This window comes from Bacillus sp. FSL W7-1582, assembly GCF_038593325.1.
In the GTDB taxonomy this organism is placed as follows: domain Bacteria; phylum Bacillota; class Bacilli; order Bacillales; family Bacillaceae; genus Bacillus; species Bacillus altitudinis.
Map to the genome: position 1 here is coordinate 362022 of NZ_CP151987.1, position 20162 is coordinate 382183.

Here is a 20162-nt window from a genome sequence, read left to right on the forward strand (position 1 = left end):
GACAAAGATGACAACACCTTACAAGCATGAACCATTCACGGATTTTAGCCAGGAAGAAAATCGCCAAGCGTTTGAACAAGCATTAGCCAAAGTAACAGAATCGCTTGGGCAAACCTACCCGCTTGTGATTAATGGAGAAAGAATCGAAACAACAGACAAGATTGTCTCGATCAATCCAGCGAAGAAGGAAGAAGTCGTGGGTACCGTATCAAAAGCTGGGAAAGAAGAGGCAGAGCAAGCGATTCAAGCTGCGGCAAAAGCGTTTGAAACATGGCGCTACACGTCTCCAGAAGAAAGAGCCGGCGTCTTATTCCGCGCTGCGGCAAGCATTCGCCGTAAAAAGCATGAGTATTCAGCCCTTCTCGTAAAAGAAGCAGGGAAGCCTTGGAATGAAGCGGATGCAGATACAGCAGAAGCCATTGACTTCCTAGAGTATTATGCCCGTCAAATGCTAGAGCTTGCGAAAGGCAAACCGGTGAACAGCCGCGAAGGGGAACGCAATCAATATGTGTACACACCAACTGGCGTGACGCTTGTCATTCCACCATGGAACTTCTTGTTTGCGATCATGGCAGGAACAACAGTAGCGCCAATCGTCACTGGGAATACAGTTGTTTTAAAACCAGCAAGTGCGACGCCTGTCATTGCTGCCCGCTTTGTAGAAGAACTGGAGCAAGCAGGTCTTCCGAAAGGTGTTGTCAACTTCGTGCCAGGTAGCGGAGCAGAAGTTGGAGATTACTTAGTAGATCATCCGAAAACAAGCCTTATTACATTCACTGGATCAAGAGAAGTGGGCACACGTATTTTTGAACGTGCGGCAAAAGTACAGCCAGGACAACAGCATTTAAAGCGTGTCATTGCTGAAATGGGCGGTAAAGATACCGTGGTTGTAGATGAGGATGCAGATGTTGAATTAGCGGCTAACGCCATTTTCACATCAGCCTTCGGTTTTTCAGGTCAGAAATGTTCAGCTGGATCTCGTGCTGTCGTCCACGAGAAGCTGTATGACCAAGTCGTTGAGCGAGTGAAAGAAATCACAGAAACGAAAACAACAGCGAATCCGTTATCAGCTGATGTGTACATGGGACCTGTCATTGATCAAGCTTCCTTTGACAAGATCACGGAATATATCGAGATTGGCAAGCAAGAAGGCCGTCTAGTCACTGGCGGAACAAGTGATGATTCAGAAGGGTACTTCATTCATCCAACCGTGTTTGCAGATCTAGAGCCAACATCTCGTTTAATGCAAGAAGAAATCTTTGGACCTGTCCTAGCTTTCTCAAAAGTCTCAAGCTTTGATGAGGCGCTTGAAGTAGCCAACAACACAGAATACGGGTTAACCGGTGCGGTCATTACAAATAATCGTGATCACATCAACCGTGCGAAGCAGGAGTTCCATGTCGGGAACCTTTACTTTAACCGTAACTGTACGGGAGCGATTGTGGGATACCACCCATTTGGCGGCTTTAAAATGTCAGGAACTGATTCAAAAGCAGGCGGTCCAGATTACCTTGCTCTGCACATGCAGGCCAAAACGATCAGCGAAATGTTTTAATATGGAAAAGCATGAACTCGTGCAGGCGAGTTCATGCTTTTTTTACCTGTCTACGACTTGTTTCTATACAAATCTGACTGGAAAGAAGTATGATAAATGTATCACTTAATCAGGGAGCAATCGGGATGGAAGAGATATTAGAAAAGCTTCATACATTTTTTGATGTCGATAAATTAATTGCATTTATTAGTGGTTATTTAAAAAAACCAGTCATTTTAGAAAGTACTGAATGTCAGCTGCTTGCTTATAATTCTTACAGCATCCAGCAGTTCGACCCAGTCAATCAGCAAACCATTTTCTCAAAGGAATGTCCGGGAGCTGTGGTGGATTGGTTAAAAAAAACAGGGGTCATTGAGCAGCTATATACAGATTCAAATCCTTTTTATGTGAATGGTCATGAGGAGCTCGGGTTTAATCGACGAGTAGCTGTGAGCGCCAAGCACAAACAAGAGGTTGTCGGCTTTATTTGGGTGCAGGACATTGAAGATTCTCTCTCTCAAGAGGAGCTGCAATTTTTACACGAGGCATCGTTTCAAGTTGGAAAAGTCATTTATAAAAATAAGAAACAGTTGGAGAAAAAAGAAGGCAAGATTGAAGAGTTCTTCAAAAAGGTCATGGATGATCATTTTTATACAGAAGAAGAGCTGAAATGGGAAGCTGAGAATTTAAGCATACCACTGCCAGCTGTCTTTACTGTGATGGTTGTTCATGCCGCCGATAACAAAAGTGAGACGGCAGAAGATGTGAAGGATATGATTAGAACCTATTTACAGCTAGAAGACAAGGTCAATCATGTCTACTCTGTGCAAGCAGACATCGTCGTGATATTAGGCAGTTTGTCAGATCGCCACTCACCAAAAGCGACCGCTGCGGATGTCGTCGCCCATCTTCAATCGAAAACGCATACACACCCATCTCCTTTATATATTGGGATGGGAAGAGAATATCGAGATGTCATGAAAATGAGCACAAGTCGATTTGAAGCGATAGAAGTCGTGAAAGCAGTGAAGATTGTCGGCGGACAGGAATTGATTCCATACGATTACGAGCATTTGGGGGTCTTCCGGTTCTTAGACTCGATTTACAGCCATCAAAAAAAGAAAAACGACTTTAATCCAGATTTGTTACGCCTAAAGGAAAAAGACCGTGACAGTCAAACATCATTTTTAAAAACCTTAGAGGTCTACTTATTGAATAATTGCAAGCTAAAACCAGCTGCAGAGCAGTTATTTATTCATCAAAATACACTAAACTATCGAATGAAACAAATTTTTGAAATGACGTCTATCGATTTAAGTCATTTTAGCCAGCGATGTGAGTTATTTATTGAATTGATGCTGATGAAAAAAGATCAATAGGCGTGGACTCCGCAGGTGCAAAGGCTGACCTGCGGATTTTCATGCGAGATGATAAAATGGCATACAATTGCCTTATTTCGTTGTATGATAGATAAAGATTTTATAAGGAAAGCGAAAGGAGGGCCACCTTTGGGATCAGTCACCTTGGCCATTTTGATTTTCATCATGACCCTCGTCCTTGTCATTTGGCAGCCAGGACGTTTAACCATTGGATGGTCAGCGTGCGGGGGAGCGATTCTTGCTCTTGCTTTTGGGGTCGTTCATTTGGGCGATGTATGGGAAGTTACCCAAATTGTCTGGAACGCCACCTTTGCATTTATTGGAATTATCATCATTTCATTGATTTTAGATGAGATTGGTTTTTTTGAATGGGCGGCACTTCATATGGCAAAAGCCGCAAGAGGGAACGGGGTCCGCATGTTTATTTATTTAACATTGCTCGGCGCTGTGGTAGCAGCTTTTTTTGCCAACGATGGAGCAGCACTTATCTTAACCCCGATCGTTTTATCTGTGGTCAGAGCGCTGAAGCTGGATGAGCGTATGATCCTGCCATTTGTCATGGCAAGCGGCTTTATTGCAGATACGACCTCTTTGCCATTTGTCATTAGTAACTTGGTCAATATCGTATCAGCCGATTATTTTCATATTGGCTTTCTTGAATATACAGCAAACATGTTCGTCCCAAACCTTGTATCGCTTGGCGCTAGTATGCTTGTGTTGTATGTGTTTTACCGGAAACTCATCCCGAAAACGTACGATGTTTCGCAGGCGAAGGAACCAGCTTCGGCCATTCGTGATCTGCGCATGTTCCGGTTATCTTGGTATGTGTTAGGGTGCTTGCTTGTTGGATATTTTGCTGGCGAATTGGCAGGCATTCCGGTGTCAATCATTGTAGGAGGCATTGCCATTGCTTTCTTATGGCTGGCGAAACGGAGTCCACAAGTGGCGACAAAACGAGTCGTCAAAGAAGCACCGTGGTCGATTGTGTTTTTCTCTATCGGCATGTATGTCGTGGTGTATGGGCTGAAAAATGTCGGCCTGACAGAAATTTTAGCGGCATGGATTGAACAGGGGGCGTCACACGGTTTACTTGCGGGAACGATGTTTATGGGGGTTCTGGCAGCCGTGTTATCCTCTGTCATGAACAACCTCCCAACCGTTTTAATTGATGCGATTGCCATCGGTCACACAGATACAGCAGGTGTGATGAGAGATGCACTGATTTATGCCAACGTCATCGGCTCAAACCTTGGTCCGAAAATGACCCCAATCGGTTCATTGGCGACATTGCTGTGGCTTCATGTCTTGAAGAAAAAAGGTGTGCATATTTCTTGGGGGGCATACATGAAAGCTGGAATCATTCTAACCATACCGACGCTGATCATCACGTTATTGGGGTTGTATGTGTGGTTATGGTTGATACATTAAAAAGCAGATCCACCGGATCTGCTTTTTGTTGTTATAGATATTTTGCATAGCGTTTTTCCAAAAAGTCTTGGAGCAATGAGACCACACTGCATATGCCCCAGTAAATCAAGGCAACCAATATATACATGGTCATATAATCGAATTCTCTTCCGCCCACAATTTTTGCTTGCTGGAAGAGTTCGGGCACAGTAATCATTGCTGCTAGTGAGGAAGCTTTGATTAAATCAAGCATGACGTTGGTCAGGGGCGGCAGTGCAATGCGCACGGATTGAGGCAAAATGACTCCGCGCATCGTTTGCCAATAGCTGAGACCAAGTGATTTGGCGGCTTCCACTTGACCACTAGGAACAGAGGAGAGAGCCGCCCGGTTAATTTCGGCAATGTATGCAGCACTATTGAAGCTGAATCCAATAATAGCAGCAGTGACAGCTGTAAATTCAATGCCGATGTAAGGGAATCCGAAATAAAGGATAAACAAAATGACCAGAATGGGAACCCCACGCATGAATGAAATATACAGCCGTGCAGGCAGCCGAAGGAACCATGTATTTGCCATTCGAGCAAGGGCAATAAAAAAGCCTAGAATCGTACCAAAAAACATGCTCACAAAAGAAATGAGCAGCGTCAGCCAGATGCCTTTCATGACAAATGGAAATGACGCTTTTGCCAGTGCAGGATTAAAGATATATTCTAAATGAATATCTCCCACGGCTGCGGCTCCTTATTTAGAAATGTCGACATCTTCGACATCAACATCAATTTTCTTTGAGACGTCAGCATGATTAAAGAATTTCTCTGAAATCTTTTTCATGGTTCCATCTTTTTTCATCTCTTTTAATACACGATTTAATTCTTTTTGAAGCTCTGTATTGTCTTTTTTCATCACAAACCCTTGTTCATTCGGCATGTATTTTAAGTCTGGATGGATCGTAATATTTAGCTTAGGGAATGCAGCAAGCGCCAGTGTTTGCAAGTAGTAGTCATTTAAAATGACATCTGTACGGCCGTTTGCAACATCCTTTAAATATTGCTCGTTTGTGGCATTATCATAGATGACTTCTTTTGCACCATACTTACGGGCAACATCCATATAAATAGTCGTTGCAGCACCTGCTGCTTTCTTTCCTTTTAAATCCTTTAGCGTTTTAATACCTGACAGATCATCTTTTCTGACGATAGCGGTTCCATATGAGTATTTATAAGGTGTTGAAAAGGCGAACTTATCTTTCCTGTCATCTGTGATGTCGATATCGTTTGCAGCGGCATCCACCTGACCTGAATTAATGGCACTGAGCATACCGTCATAACCCATTTCTTTAAATTCTACTTTTACGTCAAGGCGCTTAAATGCTTCTTTGACGACTTCCACTTCATAGCCAGTCAATTGATCCTTGCCGTTCGATGTATCATGGTAAGACGTAGGATACAAAGTGCCTGAAGTAGCGACCACGATTTTCCCTTTCTTTTGAATCTGATCCCACTTTGATTCTCCAGACTGAGGTGAGCCTGATTGATTGCAAGCAGACATGACAAGCATGAGAGCAGACACAACAAGCAGCACCCATATAGGTTTTCTATGATAAAAACGACTCATTTAAGAATCCTCCTCTATTTTTTATACAAAACAAAACATAGCACGCTTTTTCAGTTAGGACAACGTTTTCAGATGAAAAGCGAAAAAGTAAGAATATTATGTGCAATTTGACGGTGTGAATAATGTATAAAAAAGGAAAGGATGCGCAAATTAAAATCGAATAAAGGAGGGAACGACAGAGATGAAAAAAACAAGTGGTTTGATCATACTAACGATGGTGATATTATTTGGTTTTCAAGTGAATACGGCTCATGGAGAAACACCACAAATGGAAAAGCGCCCCGTCACGCATCAAGTAAAATTAACGACAGAGCAACAAAAACAAATTGAAGTACTTGAACAGCAAATTTTGTCTAAACGAAAAGAAGTGATCGAAAAATACGTTCAGTATGGTGTGTTAACGAAGGAACAAGGTACGCACATCACAAAACGAATGGATGAACATTACAATCACTTAAAAAATAACGGGTTTGTTCCATTACTAAAAAAACCACAGCACCATCGACCATAAGTTCAAGAAAACCGGCAGCAAGGTGCCGGTTTTTATTGTTTATGTGTTAAAAGGTCAGCGTCTCACCATCTTGAGGGACAAAAATGGCCTGATCTGCATGATTCTCTTGAATGTAAGATTTTAATGCGGCTCTTGTTAATAAACAATGATTCACGGCTTCAAGGTGACAGGCGATGATTTGAGCTTGTGGTTGAGTATGGTGAATGTCTACAATCTCTTCCTTTGTCATCGTAATTGGATCTCCCTCTAAAAATTGGGCAGCCCCACTATTGACCACAATAATATCTGGCTGGCATGTATTCACAACCTCTTTCGTCTCATCACACCAAATGGTATCTCCTGCAATATAAAGAGTAGGCTCATCAGGATGAGAGAAAACAAAACCGCTCACTTGTCCCATCCGTTTAGCGGTTTCTCCTGTCCCGTGCTGCCCGCCAGTTCGTTTGATATGAACACCGCAAACATCCATTTCATCTTCAATGCATGTAACATGCTGAAATCCAGCTTCTTTTACTTCCGTGCGATCTTTCTCTGATTGAGTATAGATCGGCAAAGTTTGAGCTATTCTCTTTTTTGCCTCGTCGTCAAAGTGATCTACATGTAAATGAGTGAGCAGGACAGCATCAGGCTGTAATATCTTGTCCAAATCAATGTTTGCAGGCAGCTCAACAATTGGATTGTTTACATGTTGATTGGCAGTATGCGGGAACGGTGGATAGGTTCCTTTTGCTGCTAAAAAGGGATCGATTAAAAATGTTGACGGACCATATTGAAGGTATAAAGTAGCATTACGAATGAGTGTTATTTTCATTAGAAGGCCTCCTTTTTTTCTTATTAAGTTTACAGTATATTAAAAGAGCCTCATGTGACAGAGGATCATTAAAGTCTTTCAGCGGAACGACTTGATTTTTGAAAGAGGTGAGCTAATGCTAGACAAAACAGATATGGATATATTAAAAGAACTCTCAAAGAATAGCCGATTGACGATGAAAGCACTTGGTGAAAAAGTCCATTTAACCGGTCAAGCTGCTAAAAATAGAGTTTTAAAGCTTGAAGAAGAGGGGATTATTGAAGCCTATACCATTTCAATTAACTGGCGGACACAGCAGAACATCCAAACATTTTTGCAGCTCTTTACCCGAAGTTATGATCATGAACCGCTTTTATCGTTTCTCCATCAAAAGGAAGAAATCAAAAACCTGTTTAAAATAAGTGGAGAGGGCTGTTATATGGCTGAAGGACATTTCTCCAGTCATGATGAGCTTGATCAATTTTTAACGGAGCTAACAAAGCATGCAAATTATAAATTGTCTATCGCTGTGAAACGTCTCACTCATCAAGAATAGATGAGGCGCAGGAGGAAATAACCGATGAAAAGATTAATTGAACATCAGGCTGAACCGATCACAAAGGAAAGAATCAAAGCGGATTTGGTTCAACTTGGTGTAAGGAAGGGCATGATCTTATGTGTCCACTCATCCTTGTCATCTATTGGCTGGGTGAATGGAGGAGCTATAGCCGTTATACAAGCTATGATGGATATTTTAACAGATGAAGGAACACTGATTATGCCGGCACAAACATTAGAGCTGTCTGATCCTGCTGATTGGATCAATCCGCCTGTTCCTTATTCTTGGTGGAAACCGATCAAAGACACGATGCCTGCATTTGATCCGGCGTACACAGCTCCAACAGCAATGGGAAAGGTAGCGGAGACCTTTTGGAAATACCCAGGCGTAGAAAGAAGCAATCATCCTCATTTCTCATTCACCGCCTGGGGGAAAAGGAAAGATGAATTGTTGAAACACCATGCGCTTCCTTATGGTTTAGGAGAAAATTCACCTCTTGGACGTATGTACGATCTTGATGCAAAAGTGCTGCTAATTGGCACGTCATTCGAGAGTGTGACAGCTTTTCACTTAGCTGAATATCGAATCTCACAGCAAGACCTCATGACACGAGGGGCCCCCATTTTAGAGAATGGTTGGAGGGTGTGGAAAGAGTATCAAGATATCATCACAAGAGAAGAACTATTTGAACAGATTGGTCGTGACTTTTTACAATCAGAATGTAGTTATAACCACAGTCAAATCGGGCTAGCCAATTCGTATTTATTGCCGATGAGAGAATCAGTCGATTTTGCAGAAAAATGGCTTGAGCAGTACGACCAGGCGTGATCTAAACAGTCTGAAAATCAAAATAATAGAGATCTTGATCAGGGTGCTCAGATATATAGCAGGTGAGTTGATAGTCTCCTTTTGGAATGGAGAAAGACAGTATCTGTGCCATGACGCTTGTCAGATAAACATGATCACTTGAATGAGTAAATGGCACTGTGATGACTCTATCAACGGATGATGGAGGCTCATGGCTGTTTAATGTCACGATAATAGAAGCCTTTCCGTTATTGATGCCTTCAAAAGAAATACCTCGATCCCCAGTTGCGAATCCTTGAAGAATATCGTCATCTGTCCAATCAATCACAGGTGGCGTCGTGCTTCCAGTGTATACGGTGATTTGGTGATAGGAGATAGATAGGGGATACGTTTGATTTAAATCATTCATATAGATAACTCCTTTATTCATAAAATTTGTCCAGCTGGCGATCATGTTGAAAAGTGAATGTTTGAAAGTATGATAATTGAAGAGAATGTTAGGCAGCAAGACGATTGTCGCCGTCTTGCGCTACTGTATGAGGGATCTAGATGTGAAATTGCGAAACCATTTCTTTTAGGTCTCCTGCTAAATGGGCAAGAGCCTCTGATGAAGCTGTTACTTCTTCCATTGCTGCAAATTGTTCTTCTGTTAAACCTGCTACTTGTTGTGAATGTTCACTCGTCAGTTTAACGCCTTCTGTGATAGAGGCAAAGGTCTGCTTCGCATCATTTGTATAAGCTGCGATTTTTTGGGATGCATCCGATAAATGTTGAATGCCATCTGCCATTTCCTTCATTGACTGCTGAATGTCAATAAATGAATCCTCTGTATGAGAAATAAGAACAGCCCCTTGAGCCGCTTCCTCTCGTACTCGTTTAATGGCACTCGTCGAATGATTCATCTCTTTTTGTATTTCGGAAATGAGATGTGAAATCATGTTGGATGAGGTTTGCGATTCTTCTGCGAGCTTCCTCACTTCGTCTGCCACAACGGCAAAACCTTTTCCGTGTTCACCTGCGCGTGCTGCCTCAATGGCCGCATTAAGAGCAAGTAGATTAGTTTGGTTAGCGATATCTGTAATCACTTTGGAAATCTGATCAATCTCGGCTGAACGTGTTTCTAGCGCTTGAATTGCTGTACCGTTCTCTTCAATTGATTTTGCAATAGATGTCATTTGTGAATTGACTTCACCGATATTTTGTACACCTTTTTGGGCCATTTCTTGTGCGGACTGGCTTCTTGTTGCCATTTGTCCCGCATTTTCAGTGATGTTTACTAGCTCGTTAGATACTTGTCTCATCGTGTGCTCACTAGCTGTCATTTGGGCTGATTGCTGTTCAGACGATTGAGCGACTTCTTGAATGGTATGGGTAATCTTCTCTGATGCTGCACTCGTTTCTTCTGCGCTAGCTGACAGCTCCTCAGAAGAGGTGGCTACTAATTCAGATGTTTTGATCACATTTAAAATGGTTTGATTTAATTTCTCACGCATCTTATTAAAGTGACCTGCCAGCTCAGAAAGTTCATCGCCTGTGTGATCTGTCACGTTGATGGTTAAATTTCCTTCGCCTGCACTCTTAATAGCAGATGCCATATGTTTAAGACGTGTCTGAATCCGCTTTGTGAAAATAGAAATAATGATAACAGAAACAATTAAACTTAACAGTAGAACCGTGACAAATTGAATAAAGAAAGACTGAAGCATTTGTGAAATCATGCTTTGATTTGCACCGGTATAGAAAATACCAATCGTTTCCCCTGTATCATTTTTGATGGGCATATAAGCCGTTTGGTAGTCTTTCCCGGCAACATTGGCTGTTCCGTAATAATTCTCGCCTTTATCCAAAACAGCGGCCTTTACTTCAGGTGAGACTTCGGTTCCTACAGCTCGTTTCCCGTTTAACATGACATTTGTGGCAACACGGGTATTTCCTTGGAAAATCGTGATTGTATCACCAGTATATTCGGCTAATTGATCAACCAATGTGTCATGGTTATTGATTTGAGTATTTCCTTTGTAAAGCTTGCCATCTTTTATCTGCCACGAGCCAGCAACCTTTTCAGTTAGGTAAGCGTATCCTAGCTTTAGATCGCCTTTTGCTTTTTCGGTGGCCATTTGCTTAATGTTCTCTGTCATTTCGCGGTTCACTACATAACCAACCACTGCTGAAAATACGATGAGGACACTTAAAAAGATCAGCATTATTTTGGCGCCAAGCCTCAGTTTTCCTTTTTTCTTCATGCTTTTTACTCCTTTAGGTATAAGGTAGGGTATCCCTCCTTAAAGATTATCGGCATGAAAAAAATGTTTGATATACGTGAATGCACTTACACAGAAATTTTTGTTATGAAAAAAGGAAAGATCGTGCTACTCGATAATAAATTGGATTCTTGTGCCATCAGGATCATCTGATAATTGATGACTTACCCAAGAGCCTGCCCCCCTATTATCCGAAGGACGTACATATTTGACAGAAGCCCCTGCTCCACCTTCTTTACACATCGCCATTGGCCATTCATCACGATCATAACCACGCTTTGTTGGAATGCCATGAAGTGATTTGTCTCTTTGCTCATCACTATTTTTTCGATCAATGGTGCAAATGGAAGAATGACCTTCGTCAATAGCTTCTTCTATGTGCTTCGCGGTTTCTGGATATCGATCTGATGGAAAGTGAATGGTTTTGTCATAAGAAGAGTTTGTCGTCTCTTGTTTATGTTGCCCTAGTTGGACATAGCCTGTCGCTATACCAATGACAATCAATAAAAGCAAGAGAATGGTTTTAAGAAGTTTCATAGATGCTAGCTCTCTTTCTCTTTAGCGTATTTTGTAAACAGAAGTATAGCAGAATTACTTACCAATTTCTCCTCGTTTTGAAAAAACGTCTTTTAAAGTTCGAAAAACGTTTTTTACCTGTTTATGCTCTTTTCCTCGTTGTACAAACTCATAAAAATTTAATTTTGCTGCTCAAAAAACATATATGCTGATGCAAAATGGCTTTATGATTGGTTTTTAGGCTAATTTCAAGATTTTAACACACAGAAATTTCAAAAAAATAAAATTGACTAGACCGATATGCTTTAATAATATGGAGTCAAATATCAAAAAATGTCGTAATTTATCAAAATATGATTCCAATTACATTGCAGGAGGGAAGTACAAATGGCGGATGTCTCTTATCGGCTCGGAATAGACATAGGTGGAACATTTACTGATTTATCGCTGATGAATGAAGCGACAGGGGAGCTGACTGAACTCAAGACACCTACAGTGACAGATGACCCAGCTCAAGGAATTATCAATGGGCTGAAACTTCTAAAAGAAAGAGGTGTCGATTTATCCAAAATACAATATCTCGTACACGGGATGACAATCGGTCTTAATACATTATTGCAGAGAAAGGGAGCAGATTTAGCCCTTTTTGTAACGGAAGGTTTTCAAGACATTTTGTCATTACAGCGTTTACGTCTACCCATTCCTTATGACTTCAATTCTCAATTGCCAGAACCATTGATACCACGAAAACATGTATATCCAATCTCTGAAAGGCTCATACACGATGGTTCGATCAAAAAACCTCTCCAACTGCAGCAATTAGATGATGCTGTCCAGCAGGTCATGTCTAAAAAACTAGCAGGCATTGTCATTTCTTTTTTACATAGCTATCAGAATCCAGTTCATGAATTACAGGCAAAAGCCTATATTCATCATCATTACCCACAATTAGAAGTCCTGACGTCTTCTGAATTATGGCCACAAATGAGGGAATATGAGCGGACAGTGATGTCTGTTGTCAATTTGTACATTCAACCAAAGGTCAAACAATATTTACAAACATTGAAAAGCCGCTTGAAAGAAGAAGGTGTACCAATTTCTCCATACATTACCCAATCAAATGGTGGTTTAATGGATGCAGAAAGTGCAGCTACTTCACCCGTTAAAACACTTTTTTCTGGCCCGGCAGCTGGTGTAATTGGTGCAGCAAGAATTGCAACTTCTGCAAATGAACCCAATTTAATTACGTTTGATGTTGGTGGCACAAGTGCAGATATCTCGATCATTCAAAATGGGCAGCCTACAATGGCTCAATCGAATCAGCTTTCAGGATTTCCGATCATTCTTCCATCTGTTGCAATGTATTCGATAGGGGCTGGCGGAGGTTCTGTTGCATGGCTTGATCAAGGCGGGCTTCTTAAAGCAGGACCGGAATCAGTTGGCTCGCAGCCTGGACCTGCTTCGTATGGAAGGGGAAAAAAAGCTGCTTTAACCGATGCATTTCTCATATGCGGTTACCTCAATCAAGAACGGTTTGCCGGAGGACATTTACAATTGCAGCGGTCTGCAGCGGAAATAGCCTTTCAGCCAATTGCTGATCAGCTTCATAAAACGGTCGAACAGGCGGCTGACCAGTTGATTCAAGTGGCTGTTGCCAATATGTACACAGAACTAAGCAATGTCATGGAGCAGCAAGGGTTTGATCCTAGAGATTTTAGTTTGTTGGCATTTGGCGGGGCAGGACCTGTTGTCGCGAATTTCCTTGCGAGAGAAATTCATGCGAAAAATGTGGTCGTCCCTCCAAGTCCAGGAACATTATGTGCGCTAGGTGCACTTACAGCCGATTTTATCCATGATGCTGTGTTGTCTAAGAAAATCTGCTTACAAGACTATACGATGGACGAATTAAAACAAGATTATGAAATGCTTTCACGCAAAGCAACGGATTGGTTCAGCCAGCAAAACATTCAACATATCAAACAAACGTCCATTTTGTTATTAGCAGATGCCCGCTATCAAGGGCAGGCATTTGAGATTGAATTGCCATTATCGGTGGATTGGCTAAAGCAGGAACAAGACGTCTATCACCTGATTGAAGCTTTCCACAACCTGCATGAGCGTCAATATGGCCATAGAGATGATCAGGCGAACATTGAATTTACTCATTTGCGAGTTCGGGTTATAGGTGAAACACCTCCACTGCCTTTCTCTCCTGTTGATGAAAGCAGCGGACAGCCTTTAATACCACAATCATACAGACGAATCTTTATAGAAGAAAAAGAGTACGAAGCATCTGTTTACAATCGGAGTAATTTGTCATTAGGTGCTGTTGTGAAAGGACCTGCCATCATTGAGCAAGATGATACGACAACATTGATTTTGCCAAAATGGGCAGGCAGCATAGACCATTCAGGAAACTTGGTGATTTCAAGGGAGGCGGCTTTACATGGGAACTGATCCAGCAAAGCTTGAGATGATGAGGAGTTATTTTAATGCGATTGCATCAGGCATGGGACATGTCATTGAGCGGACATCCTTTACAACATTCGTAAAAGAATCGGCGGATTTTGCCACAGCATTAGCCACGCCTTCTGGAGATTTCTTTGTTTACCCAAAAACAGTCGGTGTCACGATCTTTTTAGGGCTGAGTCTCAAAAAAGCGATTGAAGAAAGCGGACCGATGCAGCCGGGTGACATTATCATCACAAATGATCCTTATACGACAGACGGTTTAGCGACTCATTTGCCAGATGTTCATATCATCAAACCTATTTTTATAGAAGATGAAATTGTCAGTTATGCCTGGTCTTTTGTTCATGTAAGTGATGTGGGAGGTCTTGTCCCTTCAAGCATTTCTCCAACTGCAACAGATGTTCATCAGGAAGGATTAAGAATTCCGCCAGTGAAAATCTATGAAGGTGGAAAAGAGAATCAGGTTGTTCGTACCTTTTTAAGAGCTAATAGCCGAGCGAGTCATTTAAATGATGGCGATATTAATGCGATGATTGCCGCTGTTAATACAGCAGAAATCAGACTAAAAGAAATGATCGAGAAATTTGGAAAAAACGAAGTGAAGCAAGGAATGATTGATCTGCTGAAGCAAGCAGAGGATCGCGCAGGAAAAGTCATTGAAGCCATCCCTGATGGAACGAGTGAATTCGCTGATTACTTGGATGATGATATGATTTCGGACGTGCCGATCCGATTAAAGATCAAGCTGACGGTCAAAGGGAAACAGCTGACACTGGACTTCTCTGAGTGTGATCCGCAAGTTAAGACAGCTTTTAATCTTGTCACCAATGGTCAAAAGCATTCCTTCTTATATCAAGGATTGATTAATTACATTATTAGTAAAGATCCTTTTATTCCGATTAATGGTGGGATTACGTATCCGATAGACGTGATTTCACCTAAAGGAACGCTTGTCCATCCAGAATATCCGGCTTCTGTCGGTATTCGGCATTCCATTACAATGAGACTGTATAATGTCGTACTAGGTGCTATTGGTAAGCTGTTGCCTGAAGCAGTGCCGGCGGCAGGTGCAGGTCAATCCGCTATCGTCGTTCTCTCTGTTCCTGATGATCATACAGGAGGCAGAAAAATGTCTGTGGTCGAACCGTTAGGCGGAGGCGGCGGTGCTCAAAAAGGGACTGATGGAGTCGATGGAATTGATCATTCGTCAGGCTTTTTAAAAAATACACCTATCGAGAGCTTGGAACAGCATATTGATATTCATGTACACCGATATGAACTGCTACCGAACACAGGTGGAGCAGGGGAACATAGAGGGGGACATGCGATTGGTTTAGAATTTGAAATGATCAAGCCAGAATCGATGGTGACGGCACGAGGAATGGAACGAATGAAGTTTCAACCTTGGGGGTTAATGGGCGGACGTGCAGGAGCAATTGGTGAGGTGAAATTGACCAAACCAAGTGGGGAGACACAAAACCAGCCGAAAATTGATGTCATGCGTCTTGAAAAAGGCGATATTGTTCAATTGGTTTCACCAAGTGGAGGAGGATGGGGGAATCCATTTTCTAGAACGAAAGAAAAAGTCCTTCATGAAGTGGAAGCAGGGCTATTAAGTGAAGAAAGAGCACTTCAGCAATATGGCGTCAAAGTCTATCGAGATCATAACGAATGGAAAATTGATGACGAACAGACGAGCAGGCTTCGTGAAAAGATGAATAATGCTGATGCTGTCGCTTGGGATTTTGGAGAGCAAAGAGCAGCTTATGAGAAAGTGTGGACGGACGAAGCCAGCAGTGAGCTTGCTGTGCAGCTTCGTTCAAACCCAGCAAATGAGCGTACGCACTATAAACATGCGGTTCATTCTCATTTTAGTCATAGACAGGAACCGTTAACAAAGATGGATATTATTCAAGCACTTCGTCAGTTGAATCAACAAAAAGGGGGAAATGAATCATGAAAAGAAGAGTAATCGCCATATTTGCAGGTGTCCTATCCGTCATGTTACTGCTGTCTGCATGCGGTGGAAATGGGCAGGACCAAAGTAAACAGCAGCAGACTGTGATCGTTGGTGTCTACGGAGGGGATTGGGAAAAGAATATTAAGCCAATCCTCGAAAAGTTTGAAAAGGATACAGGCATTAAAGTACAAACGGTCTCTGGGGCAGATTCTGAATGGTTTACAAAATTAAAAGCATCTAATGGTAAAAATCCACCGTATGATTTGCTTATTTTACAGCCTGATACGATTCAAAGAGGTATTGCGGCAAACGTTCTTGCGCCTATTGATGAAGATCAAGCACCGAATGTGAAAAAGCTATATCGTTCTGTTCAAAAGAAACTCACTGTTGATGGAAAACAATATGCAGCAGGCTTTAGTATGGGACAGCTTGGAATTGCTTATAGAAAAGATCTTGTCAAACAGGAGCCAAACAGCTGGACAGATTTATGGAGCGATCAGCTGAAAGGGAAAGTGGCGATTTCTTCCCCAACTTATTCAGCGGGCTTACAATTTTTCTCTGCACTTGTCCATGCTCAAGGAGGGACAGAATCAAATCCTAAGGATATTGATAAAGCATTTAAAAGCCTAGCACAATTAAAAGGGCGTGTAGCTGCTTTTCCTGATAACCCAGGGTCTATTCAAACGCTGTTAGAACGTGGTGACGTGACGGCAGTTCCATATTGGGATGGCCGAGCATTTGCACTTGAAGAAGAAGGGATGGATATTGGATTCTCATATCCGAAAGAAGGCGCTGTGGCAGCAGTTGCGAGCTGGGCGCTAACAAAGGGAAGTCAGCATGAGGAAGCGGCTTATAAGCTATTAAACTACCTTAGCGGGAAAGAAGCTCAAGAAGCCTTCTCAGAAAAATCTTACTATGGCATGTCGAATTCTGATGTGAAATACGGAGACAAAATTAAGGGAAAAGTGAAGGTTGGCGAAAATTATTATAGCAAGCTGACTTGGGTAGATTACGAAACAGCGACTTCAGAGCTCGGTCAATGGACAAATCGATGGAATGAAGTACTAGGCGGAGGAAAATAGGTGATCGCATGAGTGGAATCAATTTAGAACATATCAGCCAGCATTTTGGCGAGCAGATTGCTCTTGATGATGTCAGTCTTACGGTAAAAGAGGGAGAGTTTTTCTCCCTTCTTGGCCCTAGTGGCTGCGGAAAATCAACTTTACTCAATATCATTGGTGGTTTTTTAGAACCGACAAAAGGAGTCGTCTATATTGGTGATCAGGATGTGACGACTTTACCTCCTTATCAAAGGAAAACGGGGATGGTCTTTCAAAGCTATGCACTTTTCCCACATCTCACCGTCTTTGATAATGTTGCATATGGGTTGAAGGTTCAAAAGAAAAAGAAGGCGGAAATCAAGCAAAAGGTGATGGAGAGCTTGTCTCTTGTGCAATTAGAGTCATTTGCCAAACGTATGCCGCACCAATTAAGTGGTGGTCAGCAGCAACGGGTCGCCATTGCACGGGCACTTGCTATCCAGCCTGCCGTTCTTCTTCTGGATGAACCACTCAGTAACCTAGATGCAAAACTAAGAAAAAATATGCAGACGGAGCTGCGAAATATTCAACGGAATGTCGGGATTACGACTATTCTTGTGACGCATGATCAGGAGGAAGCCTTAAGTCTTTCCGACCGAATTGGGATATTAGGTGAGGGGAAAATTCAGCAGATTGGGACACCTTTAGAAGTATATCGTCAGCCAAATAATCGTTTTGTTGCTGAATTTATCGGACAGGTCAATCTATTTGAAGCGGAATATGATGAAGTTACTTCCACATACACTGTTCCACATTTCATTCAATCAAACGGGAAGCAAGTTCAGCTAAAAGTTGCCGCATTTAAAGAGAAGAGCGAGAAGCATTTACTCATGCTGCGTCCTGAGAGAATCAAGTTATCTTCTGGCGGGGAGGAAGTTCAGCCAAATCATGTCACAGGCGTGTTGGCAGATGTCAGTTATATTGGGCACTCTTTACGTTTGGTCGTTGGGCTTAATCAAGGTGAAATCATTGTCCATGCATCAGACGCAGCGTTTCCCGAGCTGCCTCAAGTTGGAGAAACTGTGCATATTCATTGGCAGCCTGAAGATATTGTGTTCTTAGATTCGAAGGTGCATGCGTGATGCGAATCAAAAAAAAGAATCAGCGCTTTCATTGGTTTATGCTGCTGCCAGCTTGTTTGTTTCTAGTTGTATTCCTTCTTGCTCCGCTTGTGATGATGTTTGTCCTCAGTTTTCGTGATGTGGATTCGATGATGAATACGTTACAATCCTATAGTTTGTCTCAATATTTACATGTATTTACGACAGATGCATATGTGAAAGCAATTGGAAGTACTGTGTGGGTGGCCTTACAGACAACGGTGATTTGTTTATTGATGGCATATCCAGCAGCTTATGTGCTAGTGAAAGCACCTCACCCAAGGTTGCGGGCTTTTTTCTATATCTTACTTGTATCGCCGCTTTTGACGAGTGTCGTCATTCGGACATTTGCATGGATCGTGCTTCTTTCGCAAAATGGCTTGATCAATGGCATGCTGATCGATTTACATCTGATTGAGAAACCGCTATCGATGCTGTGGAATATGAATGCGGTCATTATTGCTTATGTTCAAGTGATGCTGCCTTTTGCAGTGCTGCCTATTGCAACGAGCTTAACTGATATGGACCGTCACTTAAGACCGGCTTCTATGAGTCTTGGTGCTGGTCGTATTCGGACATTTTTTCATGTGACCTTGCCGCTTACGATTCCAGGCATGATCACCGGAGCAATTATTGTCTTCTCACTTGCAGCAGGAAGCTATATTACTCCTTTGCTAGTCGGCGGACGGATGCAACCGCTCTTGCCACTGTCCATTTATCAGCAGGTCATGCAGGTGTATAATTTGCCTCTTGCCGCTGCGATGTCCTTTACTTTATTGATTTGTGTGCTAGCGGTCGTCAGTCTATTAAGCTATTTATTGAAGCGTTGGGAGGCGAGGATGCATGCGTAAAAAATCAATAGGTGACCGTTTGCTTTCGGTTCTGATATGGACCGCAGGCTCACTCGTTTATCTCTTTTTAACCGTACCTGTTCTTGTCATTGTTCTTTCTGCTTTTAGTCCGAATGCTTTTCCTGAATTCCCGCCGACTTCGTTTTCTGTTCGCTGGTTTCATGAGGTCGTGTCGAATCCAGAATGGATGGAATCTTTGCGTATCAGCGTGATTCTGTTATTGATTGTGACGCCGCTTACTGTTCTTTTAGGAACGATGGCTTCTTATGCTTTAGCAAGGCTTTCCTTTAAGGGAAAGGAAGCTGTTCAAGCCTTTATTTTGTCACCTCTTATGATTCCTCAGGTGGTATTAGGGATTGCGATGCTGTATTTGTTTACGGCTATGGGTTTTACAGGGTCTTTGTGGGCATTAGTCATTGGGCATGTCATCATTGGTTTTCCTTATGTGGTACGAACCGTGGGTGTCAGTGTTTCAAATCTTGATCCACGTCTTGAGCTAGCTTCCATGAATCTTGGTGCAGGGCCCATACGTACTTTCTTTCGTGTGACACTGCCCTTGATCAAGCCTGGTATTATCGCAGGTGGGGTGTTTTCTGCTGTGACATCATTTGGTGAAATCTCGATTAGTTTGTTCGTTTCTTCACCTCAAACCATTACGATTCCCGTGAGGACGTTTAATTACATTGAGCAAACTTTTGATCCGAGTGTCAATGCGATATCTGTCATATTTATTATCATTTCTATCATTGCGTTGCTCATTATTGAGAAAACGATTGGTCTGTCTAAGGTGATGTAAATATAATGAAGAAACAAGGAGCTGTCATTTGAAATGACAGCTCTTTTTGTATTGTTTTTTATGGTAAAAATATTCAAAGTTTTATGGAATGTAGTTCTTAAGGTTTAAGAAAATGCGAGGCGTGATAGGAGACCTCTCTCCTACATTTTCGGTCATATTTGAAAAATTTAAGGAAAAACATGAAATTTTTGCGGTAATTGGTCATTTATTTTCGGTGGAACGCAACTATTATTAGTTATTTTCGGTAAATATCGTAAATTATGATGTGATCCCTTCGGCATAACGCATGAATCTTTACACCCATTTTTCGGTGAAAAAAACAATAATTTCATATAAAGTGGACGTAAATAGAAAATATCTAAAAGAAAAGAAGAAAAAGGCAAATCTATGGAAACATAGAGACGCAAAGCCATGTCCTAAGGTAAAAGTTTCTTTTTTTACTATGGTCGGCAGGTTACCGAATCAAAATGGGAGTCCCTCCGTTTTATTCGGGGTGGGCTCCTT

The 20162-nt window shown here is 42.0% G+C and carries 18 protein-coding genes and 1 riboswitch; of the genes, 12 read left to right on the forward strand and 6 right to left on the reverse strand.

Going from position 1 to position 20162, the window contains the following annotated elements:
* Window positions 1-7 precede the first annotated feature (7 nt).
* The 3 genes from pruA to NSQ11_RS01990 all read left to right on the forward strand — a co-directional run bounded on the left by pruA (window position 8) and on the right by NSQ11_RS01990 (window position 4341).
* The gene (gene pruA / locus NSQ11_RS01980) at window positions 8-1555 is read left to right on the forward strand and encodes an L-glutamate gamma-semialdehyde dehydrogenase (RefSeq protein WP_007498254.1); all 1548 of its coding nucleotides are present in this window, start codon (window positions 8-10) and stop codon (window positions 1553-1555) included.
* 125 nt (window positions 1556-1680) lie between these two features.
* Window positions 1681-2913: a helix-turn-helix domain-containing protein gene (locus NSQ11_RS01985; RefSeq protein ID WP_008342058.1), complete on the forward strand. Its 1233-nt coding sequence runs from the start codon at window positions 1681-1683 to the stop codon at window positions 2911-2913.
* A 129-nt stretch (window positions 2914-3042) separates the two neighbouring features.
* Window positions 3043-4341, forward strand: a complete 1299-nt coding sequence (locus NSQ11_RS01990; RefSeq protein ID WP_008342056.1) for an arsenic transporter — start codon at window positions 3043-3045, stop codon at window positions 4339-4341.
* Window positions 4342-4372: 31 nt separating this feature from the next.
* On the opposite strand, the gene NSQ11_RS01995 is transcribed toward NSQ11_RS01990, so the two are convergent.
* Together NSQ11_RS01995 and NSQ11_RS02000 are read right to left on the reverse strand one after the other, a co-directional pair.
* Complete coding sequence (locus NSQ11_RS01995; protein ID WP_008347854.1) at window positions 4373-5050, reverse strand: amino acid ABC transporter permease; 678 nt, start codon at window positions 5048-5050, stop codon at window positions 4373-4375.
* Window positions 5051-5062: 12 nt separating this feature from the next.
* Entirely contained in the window at window positions 5063-5935 is an 873-nt protein-coding gene (locus NSQ11_RS02000; protein WP_046527173.1) for a transporter substrate-binding domain-containing protein, read from the reverse strand.
* Between the two features lie 181 nt (window positions 5936-6116).
* Between NSQ11_RS02000 and NSQ11_RS02005 the strand changes: the two genes are divergently transcribed.
* Window positions 6117-6446: a YckD family protein gene (locus tag NSQ11_RS02005; protein ID WP_007498247.1), complete on the forward strand. Its 330-nt coding sequence runs from the start codon at window positions 6117-6119 to the stop codon at window positions 6444-6446.
* Window positions 6447-6492: 46 nt separating this feature from the next.
* On the opposite strand, the gene NSQ11_RS02010 is transcribed toward NSQ11_RS02005, so the two are convergent.
* Window positions 6493-7257 carry an MBL fold metallo-hydrolase gene (locus NSQ11_RS02010; protein ID WP_342501227.1) on the reverse strand — a complete coding sequence of 255 codons (765 nt, stop codon included), beginning with the start codon at window positions 7255-7257 and terminating at the stop codon, window positions 6493-6495.
* 115 nt (window positions 7258-7372) lie between these two features.
* On the opposite strand from NSQ11_RS02010, the gene NSQ11_RS02015 reads away from it, so the two are divergent.
* Window positions 7373-7792, forward strand: a complete 420-nt coding sequence (locus tag NSQ11_RS02015) for an Lrp/AsnC family transcriptional regulator (RefSeq protein WP_008347846.1) — start codon at window positions 7373-7375, stop codon at window positions 7790-7792.
* Window positions 7793-7816: 24 nt separating this feature from the next.
* Window positions 7817-8623, forward strand: a complete 807-nt coding sequence (locus tag NSQ11_RS02020; protein WP_156061337.1) for an AAC(3) family N-acetyltransferase — start codon at window positions 7817-7819, stop codon at window positions 8621-8623.
* 1 nt (window position 8624) lies between these two features.
* On the opposite strand, the gene comJ is transcribed toward NSQ11_RS02020, so the two are convergent.
* From comJ to NSQ11_RS02035, 3 genes are all read right to left on the reverse strand, one after another.
* The gene (comJ, locus tag NSQ11_RS02025) at window positions 8625-9011 is read right to left on the reverse strand and encodes a competence protein ComJ (protein WP_060832066.1); all 387 of its coding nucleotides are present in this window, start codon (window positions 9009-9011) and stop codon (window positions 8625-8627) included.
* A gap of 136 nt (window positions 9012-9147) precedes the next feature.
* The gene (locus NSQ11_RS02030) at window positions 9148-10845 is read right to left on the reverse strand and encodes a methyl-accepting chemotaxis protein (protein ID WP_035703163.1); all 1698 of its coding nucleotides are present in this window, start codon (window positions 10843-10845) and stop codon (window positions 9148-9150) included.
* Window positions 10846-10971: 126 nt separating this feature from the next.
* Complete coding sequence (locus NSQ11_RS02035; protein ID WP_007498233.1) at window positions 10972-11400, reverse strand: NucA/NucB deoxyribonuclease domain-containing protein; 429 nt, start codon at window positions 11398-11400, stop codon at window positions 10972-10974.
* Window positions 11401-11766: 366 nt separating this feature from the next.
* On the opposite strand from NSQ11_RS02035, the gene NSQ11_RS02040 reads away from it, so the two are divergent.
* The 6 genes from NSQ11_RS02040 to NSQ11_RS02065 are packed head-to-tail and all read left to right on the forward strand — an operon-like array spanning window position 11767 to window position 19658.
* Window positions 11767-13836, forward strand: a complete 2070-nt coding sequence (locus tag NSQ11_RS02040) for a hydantoinase/oxoprolinase family protein (protein ID WP_050826929.1) — start codon at window positions 11767-11769, stop codon at window positions 13834-13836.
* Window positions 13826-15811, forward strand: a complete 1986-nt coding sequence (locus NSQ11_RS02045) for a hydantoinase B/oxoprolinase family protein (RefSeq protein WP_335358124.1) — start codon at window positions 13826-13828, stop codon at window positions 15809-15811. Before NSQ11_RS02040 ends, NSQ11_RS02045 begins: the two co-directional genes overlap by 11 nt.
* Window positions 15808-16893 carry an ABC transporter substrate-binding protein gene (locus NSQ11_RS02050; protein ID WP_017358546.1) on the forward strand — a complete coding sequence of 362 codons (1086 nt, stop codon included), beginning with the start codon at window positions 15808-15810 and terminating at the stop codon, window positions 16891-16893. The genes NSQ11_RS02045 and NSQ11_RS02050 overlap by 4 nt, the downstream gene beginning before the upstream one ends.
* Window positions 16894-16901: 8 nt before the next feature.
* Window positions 16902-17993: an ABC transporter ATP-binding protein gene (locus NSQ11_RS02055; RefSeq protein WP_046342606.1), complete on the forward strand. Its 1092-nt coding sequence runs from the start codon at window positions 16902-16904 to the stop codon at window positions 17991-17993.
* Window positions 17993-18862 carry an ABC transporter permease gene (locus NSQ11_RS02060; protein ID WP_008347830.1) on the forward strand — a complete coding sequence of 290 codons (870 nt, stop codon included), beginning with the start codon at window positions 17993-17995 and terminating at the stop codon, window positions 18860-18862. Before NSQ11_RS02055 ends, NSQ11_RS02060 begins: the two co-directional genes overlap by 1 nt.
* Complete coding sequence (locus tag NSQ11_RS02065; protein ID WP_007498221.1) at window positions 18855-19658, forward strand: ABC transporter permease; 804 nt, start codon at window positions 18855-18857, stop codon at window positions 19656-19658. The genes NSQ11_RS02060 and NSQ11_RS02065 overlap by 8 nt, the downstream gene beginning before the upstream one ends.
* A gap of 368 nt (window positions 19659-20026) precedes the next feature.
* Window positions 20027-20120, forward strand: a riboswitch (cyclic di-GMP riboswitch).
* Window positions 20121-20162 lie beyond the last annotated feature (42 nt).

Excerpts from the sequence above, each read along its gene's own strand:
- NSQ11_RS02060 (WP_008347830.1), top strand. The coding sequence starts at position 17,993 with ATGCGAATCAAAAAAAAGAATCAGCGCTTTCATTGGTTTATGCTGCTG.
- NSQ11_RS02000 (WP_046527173.1), bottom strand. The coding sequence starts at position 5,935 with ATGAGTCGTTTTTATCATAGAAAACCTATATGGGTGCTGCTTGTTGTG.
- NSQ11_RS02055 (WP_046342606.1), top strand. The coding sequence starts at position 16,902 with ATGAGTGGAATCAATTTAGAACATATCAGCCAGCATTTTGGCGAGCAG.
- NSQ11_RS02010 (WP_342501227.1), bottom strand. The coding sequence starts at position 7,257 with ATGAAAATAACACTCATTCGTAATGCTACTTTATACCTTCAATATGGT.
- NSQ11_RS02035 (WP_007498233.1), bottom strand. The coding sequence starts at position 11,400 with ATGAAACTTCTTAAAACCATTCTCTTGCTTTTATTGATTGTCATTGGT.
- NSQ11_RS01985 (WP_008342058.1), top strand. The coding sequence starts at position 1,681 with ATGGAAGAGATATTAGAAAAGCTTCATACATTTTTTGATGTCGATAAA.
- NSQ11_RS02045 (WP_335358124.1), top strand. The coding sequence starts at position 13,826 with ATGGGAACTGATCCAGCAAAGCTTGAGATGATGAGGAGTTATTTTAAT.
- NSQ11_RS02065 (WP_007498221.1), top strand. The coding sequence starts at position 18,855 with ATGCGTAAAAAATCAATAGGTGACCGTTTGCTTTCGGTTCTGATATGG.
- NSQ11_RS02020 (WP_156061337.1), top strand. The coding sequence starts at position 7,817 with ATGAAAAGATTAATTGAACATCAGGCTGAACCGATCACAAAGGAAAGA.
- NSQ11_RS02050 (WP_017358546.1), top strand. The coding sequence starts at position 15,808 with ATGAAAAGAAGAGTAATCGCCATATTTGCAGGTGTCCTATCCGTCATG.
- comJ (WP_060832066.1), bottom strand. The coding sequence starts at position 9,011 with ATGAATGATTTAAATCAAACGTATCCCCTATCTATCTCCTATCACCAA.
- pruA (WP_007498254.1), top strand. The coding sequence starts at position 8 with ATGACAACACCTTACAAGCATGAACCATTCACGGATTTTAGCCAGGAA.
- NSQ11_RS02015 (WP_008347846.1), top strand. The coding sequence starts at position 7,373 with ATGCTAGACAAAACAGATATGGATATATTAAAAGAACTCTCAAAGAAT.
- NSQ11_RS02030 (WP_035703163.1), bottom strand. The coding sequence starts at position 10,845 with ATGAAGAAAAAAGGAAAACTGAGGCTTGGCGCCAAAATAATGCTGATC.
- NSQ11_RS02005 (WP_007498247.1), top strand. The coding sequence starts at position 6,117 with ATGAAAAAAACAAGTGGTTTGATCATACTAACGATGGTGATATTATTT.
- NSQ11_RS02040 (WP_050826929.1), top strand. The coding sequence starts at position 11,767 with ATGGCGGATGTCTCTTATCGGCTCGGAATAGACATAGGTGGAACATTT.